A 13698-nucleotide genomic window follows, 5' to 3' on the forward strand; every position below is an offset into this window, starting at 1 on the left:
CCCCAACACGCGCCGCGAAGCCCACCTCCGCGCCCTCCTGGGAACACCACCAGTACCGGTCGCGACAGCTGTCCACACACCCACCGACGCCACTACCGGCGGCTCCGCCGGGCCCGTATGGCTACCCGCAGGACAGGACGGCCCCCGCCGCCGATTGACCGACCTGACCACCGCAGCGCCGCCAACGCCCGCCACCGGCCCCGGCAGGACGGAGGACACCGATTGCCGGTAATCGCGCTCCTGGTCGCCCTCATCGTCCTGGCCGTCGTCCTCATCGGCGCCGTCACCGGCTCAACGCCCCCACCCGACACATGCCGACAGCAGGCCACCGGACCGCCAGTCACCGGAATCCCCGCCACCTACCTCGCCCTCTACCGCAAAGCCGCCACCGACTACGGCATCCCCTGGGAGATCCTCGCCGCCATCGGATCCATCGAGTCCGACCACGGACGCTCCAAAGAGCCAGGCGTCCAGTCCGGCGAGAACCACGCCGGAGCCGGGGGCCCGATGCAGTTCCTATCCGGCACCTGGGCCAGCTACGGCGTCGACGGCAACCGCGACGGCAAGAAGAACCGCTACGACCCGACCGACGCCATCCCCGCCGCCGCCAACTACCTCCGCCACAACGGCGCACCACCAAAGATGCGCGCCGCACTCTTCGCCTACAACCACAGCAACACCTACGTCAACGACGTCCTCAACCGCGCCCGCCACTACAAGAAGACGCCCACCACCCCGAGCGCCCCGACCGAGACCACACCTCCAGCCGAGTGCGCCGAAGCCGCCGCCATCACCGCACCCAACAAGACCATCGCAAAGATCATCGCCTTCGCCATGGCCCAACGCGGCAAGCCCTACGCCTTCGGCGCCACCGGCCCCGACGCCTGGGACTGCTCAAGCCTCGTCCAAGCCGCCTACGCAGCCGCCGGCCTCACCATCCCACGCACCACCTTCACCCAATGGCCCTTCGGAGTCCGAGTGCCCAACAACGAAGCTCAGCCTGGTGACCTGGTCTTCTTCAACTCCGGCCCCGGCACCTCCACCAACAACCCCGGCCACGTCGGCCTGGTCATCGGCCACGGCCAAATGATCGCCGCCCGCTGCTCCACCTGCCACCCAGCCATCGGCGTAGAGACCTACCACCGACCCGACTGGACAGGCACCACCCGCCCCCTTCTACGCCTGACAAACACTTCCGGCCGAAACCAGCCGCTCCCCGTGGATGACCATCAGCCCTGAAATATCTACGTCTTCGGGTAGACGGGCTAGCGAGTCCGGGCGGGACGGCCGCCACCTTCCCACCCGGCCTCCTCATGAGCAGGGCCGTTGCCCAGGGCGAACGCGCCGCCGCACGGAGAAGGTTCCCCGGCCGCGGGGATACAGCGGCGAGCTCACGCCGACCTTGCCCTTGATACGCGAGGTGGCAGTCAATGACGCCCGGTTCCGTCCGGAACCGGACCACCGGCACGCGGGGGCACCCCGTCCCCGCACCGCCTAGCCGAAGGAGCACAACGCCCATGGAGCACACCGACCGCCCTCACGACACCCAGAAGACACCGACCGCGCCCGACCACCTCGCCCGGGAGGTCGCACGGCTGGTCGAACCGCTGGCCCAGGCCAGCCTGATCAGCCCCGAGGACGCCGAGGTCACCCTCGACCTGGACCTCGGACAGGTCGGCGTCCGGCCCTTCCGCCCCGGCCTGACGCCCGGGTACCGAGCCTGGTCCGGACGCCTCCTGGGCTGTGCTCATCCTCTACCCCCACACCCCGCCCTCCGTGGAGTTCCCGGTTACCGAGGAACGCCTCGCCCGCGACGCCGCCGACGCCAAGGCGTACGCCTTCCACGCGGCGCTCTTCACCACCCAGGCATGGCGCGAAGGCGGCACATTCCAGCTCGTCGACCACATCGGCCCAGACGACCCAGGCGTCTTCTGGATCAACCTTGCTGATGCGTCCGTACACGGAGACCTCGAGCCCTACCGCACCCCTCTTACCGACATGACCAACTGAACAAGAAGGGAACAGTACCCAAAAGAGGGGGCGGGGACCTGTCCACCAGGTCCCCACCCCCTCGCTCCTCGCGCCGCCTGACAGCACTTGCACCTTGCCAGGTGCCTCGACCGTCCAGGCCATGCCCGGATACCGACCCGGCGGATGGGGCCGCACGCCTGGCCGCGCGCAGCTTCGCGGTTGGACGTGACACCGGTCGGCGGGGCTCATGGTGACACCTGTGGCGACTCCTTGGGCAGTCGATCAACACAAGAGTACTTTTCGATCAATTTCACATCCGGCCTATAACGATCCTCATCCAGGCCTTTAAAATTCTCCTTAAAGACCCGGTTCCACTCGCCGTTCTCGATGTATTTTCGGAGCGCCGATTTTATTTGCATGCACTCTTTTCGATGCCCCCGAGGCAGCGCAATCCCCCATCTTTGATTCTTGTCTGGAAAATCCTTCACTGAAGCGCTCGGGATGGCGACCAGATTCGAGCCGGGCTGAAGGGCGAATCCCTGCATGATCAGTTCGTCTGAAAAGACCGCTTCGACTTTGCCTTTATTGAGCTGATCCACACACTCGCCGGCACTCTCCGGCGGGTTGAGGAGTTCTAGGCTCCGTCCCGAATCTTCGATGATCTCTGCTACCTTTTCGAGGATCTCCTTTGACGTGGTGCCGCCCCACGTGCACACCTTCATTCCCCTGAGGTCGTAGATGCTCTGCGGAGGGGGATGGTTCGATTTCAGCAGGAACCCGGTGCCTGTCACGGCGTATGGACCGATGAAGTCTTTTTCCTCACCGTCCATCCGTTCTTGGCTGATCGAGTACGTGGAGACGATGAAGTCTACCTTGCCCCCATTTTTCCCGAGGAATGCAGTCCGGCGCTGTTCGGAACTCAGAGGCTCGAACTTGGCTTCCTTGCCGAGCGCGCCAGCGGCCATACCCGCGATGGCAATGTCCAACCCGGAGAGTTTCGAGTAAGAGGGACCGAAGCCTGTACCGGGTTGGTCATTTTTTATGCCGAAGCGCGCGGTTTTATTGGGTGGCCAGAATGACTCCTGCTTCAGCAGGAAGCCTGCCGCCAGGGCAAATAATACGAGAGCAGATACAGTGATCAGGGCATTCCGGCGACCGTACCGAACGACCCGTGAGCCGATCTCACTGGCGAGCGACGGGGCTGCTTTCGCATGTTTCGGTGCACGCGGTCCCGCCTTCTCCCGACGGCTTCCTGATGCGCCGCCGGACGGTGCCTCCGCTGAAGAGCCGGGGGGGCCGTCCTCGGGCGGGCGCGCGGCCGTCGCCGCGGGGGATGGCCCGGAAAGCCAACACCGCCGGATGAGTTCGGTGGTCGCCTCGCGCGGAGTCGACTCGCCCACAAGCTGGACGAGCAGGTTCTTGGCAGTCGGTCGCCGAGCCGGGTCGGGATCCAGCGCCGACTCGACAATGGGCACAAACTCGTGCGGCACACCTGTCAGATCGTATTGGGCCTGTTTCGCCCGGACGGCCAGTTCCTGCAGCGTGCCGGAACCGAACGGGTTGTGCCCGGACGCAGCGTGGGCGACGAGGGCCCCCCAGGCGAAGATGTCACCGGCGGCACCGACCCGTCCCTCGAACGCGAACTCGGGCGCGACGTAGCCGGCGGTGCCGATGACGTTGCCCGGCTGGGTGATGGGGATGTGCGAATCCAAGGCCCGCGCGATACCGAAGTCGATCACGCGTGGTCCGTCGACCGCGAGCAGGACGTTGCCCGGCTTGAGGTCCCGGTGGACCAGGCTGACCGCGTGGATCTCGGCCAAGGCGGCAGCCACTCCCGCCGCGAGACTGCGGAGCGCATGCGACGGGAACACGCCGTGCGCTTTGATGTATCCGGACAGAGACGGCCCCTCGATATACTCGGTGACCAGGTAAGCGAGCCCGCCGGCATTTCCGTGATCGAGCACCCGCGCAGTGCAGAAGGACGCGACGCGCCCCGCGTAGGCCACCTCCGAGTCGAAACGCACAGAATAACCCGGGTCATCGGTCAGTTGCGGGTTGATCACCTTGACAGCGCCTCGCTGCCCGTCCGGATCCCGCCCCAGATAGACCACGCCCATGCCGCCCTGGCCGAGCCGGCCAAGGAGTTCCCAACTGCCGATGGAGGTGGGGTCGAGCGGGTCGAGCCGGTTCGAGAAAGGGGCCGCGTCCGACCACCCGTCAGGGCCCGATGAGCTCACCAAGCCGACCTCCTCCAGATGAAGTATCCACGGCACCCTTACGAATCACCGAGATCACCGCTTGCGACAAGCCGTCCGTGCCCTCCTGCCCCACGCGCCGACCTCGGACCGGCCACACCTATCATGGTCGCGGCCGAGGCAGCCGAATTCCGTCCGATCTCCAGGTAGAGACATCGTACGGTCGGCAGCCCCTTCCGCAAGGGGCGAGGTCTTCCTATGAGACGCCATGCGGTTGCCCATAGTTCCAACGATGAGAAAGACGGGGCGTAAGGTTTTCCGGACTGGGCGATTCAGACATTCGGGCTTACCTACCCACACACAAAGACCATGCCCGTCGTGGCCGACCTCGGCGCCCGGCGGCGCGCACGGGGCCGCACACCCGGCGGCGCGCACGGGGACCGGCCACCGGGACGGTGCGCACAGGCCCGGGGTGGTGTTCCGCCTACCCGGGGCCCAGATCTGTCCCCTTAACTCCTGAAGGTCGTCAGAGGTGGAGTGGCCTCACCTGCAGAGAAACACACAACGTCACGAGTGGGGTATGCAGCGTCGTGGGCGGGTTACAGGTCCAGGTCGCCAGCTCTCGCACGGTTGAGGATGCCAGCGAACGAGTCACGATTCAGCGTGAGGTGACCGCCACCGGGATTCTTACTGTCGCGGATGGCGATGGCAGTCGCCAACGGCGCAACCTCCACGCACTCCTGTTGCGAGTTGCTGTGGCTGCTCTTGCGCCACTTGGCCGCAGCGAAACCAGCACTCATGGTCCGTTCATCTCCCTTGCTATCTGCCGGAACAGTGCCGAGCTCTCCTCCTGCGACAAGGCGTCGGCCCAGATGAGCGCGAATGCTTCGGCGTAGCGGTCGATCTCGTGGGGTTTGTCCAGGTACAGGGCTCCGGTGAAGCCTTGCACATACACCGTGGGAGGTTCGTGGTTGCGTCCGTCGCCGGTAGTCGGGAACCGCATGAGGATGAACGGCCCGGTCTCAAGTCCTTGGTGCGCGCCGGCTGAGAAGGGTACGACGCGGATGCAGACGTTGCTGCGTTCGTTTAGCTCTGCGAGCCGCTCCAACTGGGCCGCCATGACTGCGGCCCCGCCGATGGCCCGCCGCAAGACTGCCTCGTTCAGAGCGACGTTGAGCATCGGCGGCGCAGTCGGGCGAGTCACCAGCGTCTGGCGTTGCATTCGCAGCTGCACCCGGCGGTCGATCTCTTCATCCTGAAGGCCGGCGTTGTTCCTGATGACCGCACGCGCGTAGTCGGGGGTTTGGAACAGGCCCGGGATCAGCTCAGGCGAGTACTCTTCGCGGCTGACCGCTGCACCCTCTAGGCCGATGAACAGGTCGAAACCATCCGGAATAACGTCGCCGTAGGCGTGCCACCACCCCTTTCCTTTGGTCTCCTTGGCGAGGCCCATTAGGGCCACTTTCAGCTCGTCGGGTGCCCCGTAGACGCGACACATGGTCTCGACGTCGTGTGATCGCAGGGAGGTTTGCCCTGTCTCGATCCGCCACATCTTCGCCTCGGACCATTCGAGCGCTTTAGCAGCGGCCTGCACCGTTAGACGCGCGTTTGTCCGAAGTTCGCGCAGGTAGCGGCCGAGCTGCCTCCGGGGGACGGTCGACCCCGTCGCGATCTCCGTCATCCCGCGTCACCTCCATCCCGGGGCGGTCTTTCACTCGAAATGAAAGCATCCCCCCGCACGATTCGCAATGAGCCTCCGACCTGCGGAAATTCGGTGCGGAGATTCACTCTGAAACCTTGCAGTCCTGGTTTTCATGGTGCTCTACTCGGAGTCAGCACGGAGGTGGTTCGCAACAATCCGTGATCACGGCGAGCCGGTCAGGGCGCCCGTTCCGCGCTTCGCCACCGCAGAGGAACAACAGCCCCCACGCACTGAAGAGGCCGATCATGAAGATCATCGACGCACACGGGAGCACGGACGGCACCGGCTACACCCTCGGGACCTGACCCATGGGAGCACATGTGCGGACTCCCGAAGCGCGCTACTTCCCTCCACCGCCGCCGGAGCCGAGTCGGGCGAGCAGCCCCACCACCGTGATCCCTCAACGCGAGCGAGTCGCGTTCCTCGTCGGCCTCTCCGCGGCTTTCGCCCACATGGAGGGCATCATCACCGCCTTTGCCGAGGTCCAGGGATACCTGGTCCTCAACGTGATCCCCCTGGGCATGCCGGGGCGAGCGGTCACGGTCGGCTGCCACTACTGCCGCGACGGGGCGTGGTGGTTCTACGACACCCGCACGGGCGAGTCCATCCGGCCGGCGAACGAGACAAGGCCAGCGGCCCACCAGATCAGGACCAAGATAGAAAAGGCAGCAGCGGCATGACCTTGGTCGTATCGGATTACCCCCGCAAGCACGTCGGCAAGGTCGCCGAGGTCAACGGCATGACCATCGCCGACGGCCCGTGGATTGCCGTACGCGAGGCATTCGCCATCACTGGTCTCAGGTCCGGTGTGCTCATGCGCTGGGAAGAAGAGGGCCTCATCTCAGCCGCCCAGGACTCCGAGCGGTCGCCGCGGCGCTACCTCAAGCCCGAGCTGGAGATCGTCGCCAAGCTGAGTACCAACGGCCCGCCGAGCCTGCGGGCCCTGCGCCGCTACCTCACGTCTCGCCCCCGAGACAAGAGTGACGACCGCCTGCCAAACGACTCCACCGACACCGGCACGCAACAGGCCGACACGCTCGCCCCGGACGGTTCAGAGAGTGCGGCGTTTCTGGCCGTGCTGGCGAACCTGCTACGCGGGCAGAAACTCTCGCCGGAGGCGGTCAGCGAGCGGCGGATTCATGTCACCAGGGATGCGGCCTCGCGACGGGTCGCGATCGAGTGCCGGCGACGCGCGAGTGACGGTGATCGCTGGTGGTTCAGCTGGGGCGGCGGCGTCTGGCTGTGCGAGGCCGACAATCCGACCGAGGCCGTGGTTCAGGTGAAGGCGGCGCTGCGCACGGTGGGAGGGCCCTGATGACGGCGAGTGGGCCCATGGGCTACACGGCCCGTCCAGCGGCCATGGGGGCGCTGATCTCCACCCTGTTCTCCGACCGGTTGTTCGAGCACGGCATCCCATTCCTGCGCGTCGGCCTGATGACCGTCTACGTGGAGGACCGCGTGGCGGCGGAGCTGGCGAGCATGAAGCGCCGTCCCGCAGACCAGGCGATCGGAGCGGCCCTCGGCGTCGTCGCGAAGGCGTGGGACGAGGCGATGACCATGCACGGGATGCTCCGCCGGACGATCGATGAGTGCCAGCGGCAAGTCCGTCTGGAGCTGGAAGAGATCGTGGACGAGCACATCACGCTCGTGAGGAAGGCGGGCATGACAAGGGAACACGAGCCGAACCCGCGTGAGCCCGAACAGACCAAGGCCCGCTGGCACGAGCCGTTGCCTGCCCACGTGCGCACCTTGGGTGCGGACCTCATCCCACAACGCTCAGGACCGCCGTAAAAGTCACGCCCCGCAGCGCAGGGACGGGTGCGCTTCGGGGCGCGGGCCCTGGAATCACCGATGGTCGGGCGGTTCCAGGGCCCATCCAGCCGCTACACGAACGGCCCTGCCCTCACCAGCATCGGTCAGTCGTTCAACAACTCCTCTGTGAAAGTGAGGTGGGACGTGTTCAAGGGGGCATACCTCCAACTGTCTGCGGATCGTCTCGTCATGGTCGTACTCGTCCGTGAAGACGGCAGGGAAGGCGGCCCAGTCCCGACCTACCGCCTGGAGCAACTGCCGCGCTTGACGGCACGGGCCCACAAGGCCGGCGTGACCGCGTTGAAGGTCTTCGCCACCGACCGGCGCGACGCCTCGGGGTCAACAGCCACAGCGGGCGCCTCTGTGATGACGCGTGCGGTCCGCGCTATCAAGTCGACGCGCCTCGGTATCCAAGTGATGACGGAGACCTGTCTCTGCGGCTATCTGTCCAGCGGGGATTGCCATCTCACCGCGCGAAATGGACGGCCCGACCAGGCGGCGACCATCGCGGCGCTCGCCCAGCAAGCGGTGGCGCAGGCCAAAGCCGGGGCCGACGTGATCGGTCCCGCAGCGATGGTCCCCGGCTCGATCGCGGCATGTCGGAGCGCGCTCGACTCCGCCGGATACAGCCGCGTCGGCATCATGCCGCACTTGATCGTGAACTCACGCCTCTACTCCGGTTACCGCGCCGCGATGGGCATCCGGCCCCAGAACAAGCAGCGGCCCTTTCAACTCCCCGCCTCGGGCTCCACGGCCACGGCCGTCGAGCGGGGGCTGCTGATGCTGTCCGAAGGCGCCGACTCTCTGCTGATCGAGCCCGCCCTGTTCTCAACCGACATCCTTTGCGCCCTGTACGCCAGATCCGGCGTGCCCCTGTTGCCCTTCTCCGTCTCCGGAGAATGCGTCCTTCCGCCCGCGCTTCTGGCCGAGGAGTACGCCATGCTCCTGCGCGCCGGAGCGTCGCGAGTGGTCAGCCATGCCGCTCTCACGCTCGTGGCTACGCTCAGTAATGCGCCGTCCACCGTCCCGACGTCCCGGAAGCCTTCGTGATGACCGTCGTTCGCACCGAATCAAGTACGTCCCTCGCTCCGGCCGCCGCCTACTTCCGCGACGCGCTGCCCGCGAGGGCATTCCGGCTGGGGGGACGCACCAGCCACCTCGCTCGCGCCTACGCCAGTCGCGTCATCGACGGCCTCGCGGCGGTCGTGCCCGGCCTGGAGATCGAGTACGTCCCCATCGAGACCTCCGCGGACCGCTGCAAGGGCGACCTGTCGGAGCTGGGCGGCAAGGGCCTGTTCATGAAGGAGATCGACAAGGCCCTGATGATGGGCCACATCGATGCCGCCGTGCACTGCATGAAGGACGTCCCCGGCGACGTCCCCCTGCCCAAAGAGTTCGTCTTCGCCGCCTACCTCCAGCGCGACGACGTCCGCGACGCCGTGGTCTTCCCAGACGGCTCGAAGTACGCCACCATCAGCGACCTCCCGCCAGGAGCGCGCATCGGGACGTCCGCCGTCCGGCGCAAGGCACAGCTCCTACGCAGGCGCCCCGACCTCAACGTTCAGCGGTTCCGCGGCAACGTCGTCCCGCGGCTCACGCGCCTCGACGAAGAACGGGAGGTGGACGCCCTGGTCCTGGCGGGCGGCGGCCTGGCCAAGGTCGGCATGGAACACCGCATCTCGCAGCTTCTCAGCCTGGACGAGATGTGCCCCGCAGTCGGGGCCGGAGTCGTCGGCGTCCAATGCCGCAAGGCCGATGAGGGGATAGTGGAGCTCCTCCAGGTCATCGACGACGCACAGACCCGCACCCACATCCTCGCCGAACGGACGATGCTGCACGCCCTCCAGGGCCACTGCAACAGCCCGATCGCGGGACACTGCCACACCACCGACGACGGCCAGCTCAGCCTCATCGGCATGGTGTTCAGCCGCGACGGCGCGACATTCGCCTACGCCCACGAGTGGGACACCCCCGACCACGCCTACGAACTGGGCGCCTTCGTCGCCGCGAACCTCACCCGCAAAAACGCCCGAAGCATCATCGCCGGCACCCGCCTGCACTGAACCCAGGTGGCTACGAGCATCGCGGCTCCGCAGACGGCCGCGCACGCTGTGTTGACCGACCCGCGCGGACTCGTCCTGCTGGTCAACCCCGCCTACAAGAAGCGGTGGCACCTGCCCGGCGGATACGTCCACGAGGGCGAACTGCCGTCCGCCGGAGTCGCTCGCGAGGTGCGGGAGGAGCTGGCCATCACGCCACGGCTGCCTTCCACACCCTCGGTCATCGCATGGGCGCCGCACGCCGGCGACCGCCTCCTGATGTACTACGCGGCCAAGCTCACCTCGCACCAGGCGCGCGACGTGAGAATCAGCGGCAATGAGATCATCGGGTTCCGATGGTGCGACCAGCACGCCCTCGATCAATGGCTTCATCCGACCGTCGGCGAACGGGTTCGCCTCACCCTGCAGGCTTCCCGGCGAGGTCAAACCCTCTACACGGAACCTGGCAGGACCCTTGAAATCTGACCGGGAGATGGCCGTACTCAGTTGAGGGCTCCCCAGCGGGGAAACCAGAACGCCCCCTCCGGAGTCCAAGAGAGTGACACGCTCGGATCGTACCCTGGAGTTACGATGCATTCCACTTCCTCGCGTCCACCGTCACCCGAGGGCCAAGCGCCTCCTAGGGATGCAGGCGGGCCACGTCTCGTGCCAATAGGCGCAGCAATGGCCGGGTCTTTGATGATGGCCGTGGTTGGGGCAACTGGGCTTGTAGTGTCGATCTTGTTGGCTTTGGGAGCCCCAAGCCTCCAGGATTCTCGAACGATGCCTCTAGCGCAATTCTTGGATGTGATCAAACTCGCCTTCGCGGCAATTGCCGGGGCCGGTGGGGTGATCGCGCTAGTCGTGGCCTATCGGCGGCAGCGTGTAACTGAGGCAACGGCTCGCCTGGAGCACGCCAAAGAGGATCGCGAGACGACCCGCCTGTTCAACGAACGCTTCGCCGCAGCGTGCGGTCAACTAGGGGACGAAAGCCCGGCGGTCCGGCTGGCGGGTGTCCATGCCCTTGCCGGGCTTGCCGACGACTGGCCCGCCGGCCGTCAAACCTGCATCGACGTTCTCTGCGCCTACCTGCGAATGCCCTATGAGCAGGAATCTCCTGATGAGGCCACAGTTGAACATACTATCCGCTTGCGCTCAATGGGCGAAGTTCGCCGAACGATCTGGGCAATCCTCGGCTCTCACTTGCGGGCAGAAGCACACCCCTCTTGGATAGGCCACACTTTCGACTTCACGGGCACTGTCATCGACTGCGACGTCCCTTTCTTTGGTATCGAAGTTTCAAGCGGCAGCATGACATTCAACGGCGCCCGCATCATCGCCGGCAATGTATGGTTCCATAACGCTAATTTTTCCGGCGGTGAAGTAATCTTCGCCAACATTGAACTGCTCGGCGGAGAACTCTCCTTTCAGGGTTCCATCTTCGGGGATGGCGTCATCTGGTTCGTTGGCACAGATTTCTCTGAGGGAAAGCTATCCTTTGCTTGGACTCACTTCTCTGGTTCAGAGATTTGGTTTCCAGGAGCACGATTCTCCGGAACCAAAGTGCGATTCGATCACATCCACTTCGCTGCCGGAAAGGCATACTTTGGAGACGCACAGTTTTGCGGCAGTGAAATTGCGTTCAAAGAAGCGCGGTTTGAGGGCTGCGAGGTCGACTTGCGAGCTGCGACTGGTGTGGACCTGACTGCTTTCCGGCTACCGCCTTCGGCACCGGGACTTCTGCTCCCCGCAGGCATATAGCCGGCCACGGGGCCGCACGCCCGGCGGCGCGCACGGGGCCGCACGCCCGGCGGCGCGCACGGGGCCGCACGCCCGGCGGCGCGCACGGGGCCGCACGCCCGGCGGCGCGCACGGGGCCGCACGCCCGGCGGCGCGCACGGGGCCCGGGTGGCGTTCCGCCTACCCGGGCCCTGACGCGCGTGGTGCTGTGTGTGATGTCCCTGCCGGTCTACCAGGCGCGTTTGATGCCGCCGCCCATGAGTCGGCACGCACGCTCGTCGTCGCCGTTCAGGAAGATGACCGGCAACTCAGTGACGCCGGTCTGCCGCGCCTTGTGGATCCGGTGCCACCCGTCGATCACGATCGGCGTCCGCACCTCGGGAAGCGGAACGGCCAGCAGCGGGCGGGACAGATCAACCGTTTCCGCGTACTCGTGATCGATGCGAATGAGTGCGCCGAGCGTGCCGATCTCTGACACCTTCGCGCGCGTGACCGGATAGCGGGCGGCCGCCCGTGCGGCGCGCGCGACGTCCCACGCCCAACCGAGCAGGACGAACACCTGGTCGTAGGGGTCGTGTTCCGTGCCGTTCGAGGTCGTACCGGTCTCGTCACCGGACATGTAGCGTCTCCTTCGTCATGACACCTCATTGCGTGGGTGGGGTCGTGAGACCCCGAGTCATGACGGGGCGGACGGGCCGTCACCCGTCCGCCCCGCCTACGGGTCACGCAGCGGTCGTGCCGTCCGCGTCGTCGTCACCGGTGTCCGCGTCGTTGGCGGCCGTGGTCGCCGTGGTTGCCGCGCGGAACCGGCGGGGGCGTTCACAGGTCAGGACCGCCTCGCCCCGTCCGACGAGGGTGTCGAGGGCGTTGGCGACGGCCCCGGATGACCGGTCCAGGACCTTGGCGATCTCGCCGGGCGTGAATTCCAGGTCGGGGAACGCGTTCAGGTGCCCGGCGACCAGGGGCCGCAGGGGCGTCGGCGCGGTGCGGTCACCGGCCGCGCGCGGCGTCCGCGTCCCGGTGCCCGTCCGGGTGCCGGTGGTGGCGCGGCTGGTCCGGCGGACGCTACCGGCGTAGCGCGCGATGTCCTCCATGCCGCTCGTGATCCCCTCCTCGTCGTCCGCCGCGATCGCGGCGAGGGTGGTGGTGACCGTGCTCAGCAGGTCGGTCAGGATCACGCGGGCGGTTTCGCGCTGCTCGGCCTTGCGCAGCTCGGCGTCGACCCGCGCGCGCCGTTCGGCCTCCTCGTCCTGCGCCTTGCGCAGCGACTCGGCCGCCGCCGCACGCCGGTCGGCCTCTTCGGACAGGACCTGCATCGCGGTGGCGAGGGTGTCCGGTGAGATGACACCCGTCCCGGTGGTGGCGTCCGGGGCCGTGGTGGTGCCGGTGGCCGCGTCGTCCGCCGGGGCGGACGGGGTGGCGTCACCGGCCCCGGTGGTGACCGTGGGGGCGATCGGGGACCACACGTCCGGGGTGCGGCCCCGACCGGTGCCCTCACGGGCCGCCCGGACGGCGCGTCCCGCGTCCGCGAACGCCGTCAGGGCTTTGGTCACCGTCGCGCGGCTGACCCCGGACGCCTCGGCCAGTGCCGTCACCGTCGCACCGTCCGGCGCGGCGTTCAGCGCGTCCCACACGGCACCGGCCGCCCCGTCCGGACGTCCGTCCGCCATGCCGTCCGCCGGGGCGGTGGTGGCCGTGTCAGCGGTCGCGGTGGTGATGGTGTTCGCCATTGTTTCTGCCTCCTGATTGGCGGCCGATTCGGCGGGACTTTCCCGCCCGGCGTCGTCCGCCATAACGACCATTGCTCGACGCCACGATGAATGCAACACGGAGCGCCGACCAATTTCGTCACCGGAACGGCTGGAGAGGCTTACCTCAGTAAACAGAAATTTAATGACCGGGCCAACGGTCGCGACCTCAACCGAACCACAGCGCAGGGCTTCGAACGGGATTGCACTGACCTGCACGTGCAGCCCTGGGTGTTCAAGTCGCGTCGACTCGCGCCACGCGCGGCACAGACTTCTCGCCACGTCATCAATAGGACGCACAACGGCGCCGGCATCTAGCGGGCTTGACAGTGGGAATAAAAGGTGAGAAGGAATCCGGCCCTCAGGACTCGGTGAATTATTTATCGCGAACAACCGCCCCCATACCTGTTCCCCTTGGGGGGTATCCGGGTGCACCGCTGCCCCACTCGAGGCGCGGGCTGACCTGCGCTGACAGCAGTAAAAGGCCGGGG

The 13698-nt window shown here is 66.6% G+C and carries 14 protein-coding genes; 9 read left to right on the plus strand and 5 right to left on the minus strand.

Annotation, left to right across the window (positions count from 1 at the left end; all coding sequences use genetic code 11):
• The first annotated feature begins 222 nt into the window (after positions 1–222).
• Together ETD96_RS29355 and ETD96_RS29360 are read left to right on the plus strand one after the other, a co-directional pair.
• Complete coding sequence (locus ETD96_RS29355; protein ID WP_240808315.1) at positions 223–1239, plus strand: C40 family peptidase; 1017 nt, start codon at positions 223–225, stop codon at positions 1237–1239.
• Between the two features lie 537 nt (positions 1240–1776).
• Positions 1777–2010 carry a hypothetical protein gene (locus ETD96_RS29360; RefSeq protein WP_138639737.1) on the plus strand — a complete coding sequence of 78 codons (234 nt, stop codon included), beginning with the start codon at positions 1777–1779 and terminating at the stop codon, positions 2008–2010.
• 206 nt (positions 2011–2216) lie between these two features.
• On the opposite strand, the gene ETD96_RS29365 is transcribed toward ETD96_RS29360, so the two are convergent.
• The 3 genes from ETD96_RS29365 to ETD96_RS29375 all read right to left on the minus strand — a co-directional run bounded on the left by ETD96_RS29365 (position 2217) and on the right by ETD96_RS29375 (position 5847).
• Positions 2217–4208, minus strand: coding sequence for a serine/threonine-protein kinase (locus tag ETD96_RS29365; protein WP_240808316.1), 1992 nt, complete (start codon positions 4206–4208; stop codon positions 2217–2219).
• A 557-nt stretch (positions 4209–4765) separates the two neighbouring features.
• Positions 4766–4966 carry a DUF397 domain-containing protein gene (locus ETD96_RS29370; RefSeq protein ID WP_138639739.1) on the minus strand — a complete coding sequence of 67 codons (201 nt, stop codon included), beginning with the start codon at positions 4964–4966 and terminating at the stop codon, positions 4766–4768.
• The gene (locus tag ETD96_RS29375) at positions 4963–5847 is read right to left on the minus strand and encodes a helix-turn-helix domain-containing protein (RefSeq protein ID WP_138639740.1); all 885 of its coding nucleotides are present in this window, start codon (positions 5845–5847) and stop codon (positions 4963–4965) included. The genes ETD96_RS29370 and ETD96_RS29375 overlap by 4 nt, the downstream gene beginning before the upstream one ends.
• A 413-nt stretch (positions 5848–6260) precedes the next feature.
• Here ETD96_RS29375 and ETD96_RS29380 point away from each other — a divergent pair, with 413 nt between their 5' ends.
• The 7 genes from ETD96_RS29380 (at position 6261) to ETD96_RS29410 (ending at position 11480) form a co-directional block, all read left to right on the plus strand.
• The gene (locus tag ETD96_RS29380) at positions 6261–6548 is read left to right on the plus strand and encodes a hypothetical protein (protein WP_138639741.1); all 288 of its coding nucleotides are present in this window, start codon (positions 6261–6263) and stop codon (positions 6546–6548) included.
• Positions 6545–7183: a hypothetical protein gene (locus ETD96_RS29385; protein WP_138639742.1), complete on the plus strand. Its 639-nt coding sequence runs from the start codon at positions 6545–6547 to the stop codon at positions 7181–7183. Before ETD96_RS29380 ends, ETD96_RS29385 begins: the two co-directional genes overlap by 4 nt.
• 17 nt (positions 7184–7200) lie before the next feature.
• Positions 7201–7659: a hypothetical protein gene (locus tag ETD96_RS29390; RefSeq protein WP_171069289.1), complete on the plus strand. Its 459-nt coding sequence runs from the start codon at positions 7201–7203 to the stop codon at positions 7657–7659.
• A gap of 60 nt (positions 7660–7719) precedes the next feature.
• Positions 7720–8730, plus strand: coding sequence for a hypothetical protein (locus ETD96_RS29395; RefSeq protein WP_138639744.1), 1011 nt, complete (start codon positions 7720–7722; stop codon positions 8728–8730).
• The gene (hemC, locus tag ETD96_RS29400) at positions 8730–9743 is read left to right on the plus strand and encodes a hydroxymethylbilane synthase (RefSeq protein WP_138639745.1); all 1014 of its coding nucleotides are present in this window, start codon (positions 8730–8732) and stop codon (positions 9741–9743) included. Before ETD96_RS29395 ends, hemC begins: the two co-directional genes overlap by 1 nt.
• A gap of 6 nt (positions 9744–9749) precedes the next feature.
• Positions 9750–10205, plus strand: coding sequence for an NUDIX domain-containing protein (locus ETD96_RS29405; protein ID WP_138639746.1), 456 nt, complete (start codon positions 9750–9752; stop codon positions 10203–10205).
• Positions 10206–10526: 321 nt separating this feature from the next.
• The gene (locus ETD96_RS29410; RefSeq protein WP_138639747.1) at positions 10527–11480 is read left to right on the plus strand and encodes a pentapeptide repeat-containing protein; all 954 of its coding nucleotides are present in this window, start codon (positions 10527–10529) and stop codon (positions 11478–11480) included.
• A 208-nt stretch (positions 11481–11688) separates the two neighbouring features.
• Here the strand turns inward: ETD96_RS29410 and ETD96_RS29415 are convergent, their stop codons facing one another.
• Both ETD96_RS29415 and ETD96_RS29420 read right to left on the minus strand, forming a co-directional pair.
• Entirely contained in the window at positions 11689–12078 is a 390-nt protein-coding gene (locus tag ETD96_RS29415; RefSeq protein ID WP_138639748.1) for a ParB N-terminal domain-containing protein, read from the minus strand.
• Positions 12079–12181: 103 nt separating this feature from the next.
• Positions 12182–13189 carry a helix-turn-helix domain-containing protein gene (locus ETD96_RS29420; protein ID WP_138639749.1) on the minus strand — a complete coding sequence of 336 codons (1008 nt, stop codon included), beginning with the start codon at positions 13187–13189 and terminating at the stop codon, positions 12182–12184.
• Positions 13190–13698: the final 509 nt, after the last annotated feature.

The organism is Actinomadura geliboluensis (assembly GCF_005889745.1).
Taxonomy (GTDB): domain Bacteria; phylum Actinomycetota; class Actinomycetes; order Streptosporangiales; family Streptosporangiaceae; genus Spirillospora; species Spirillospora geliboluensis.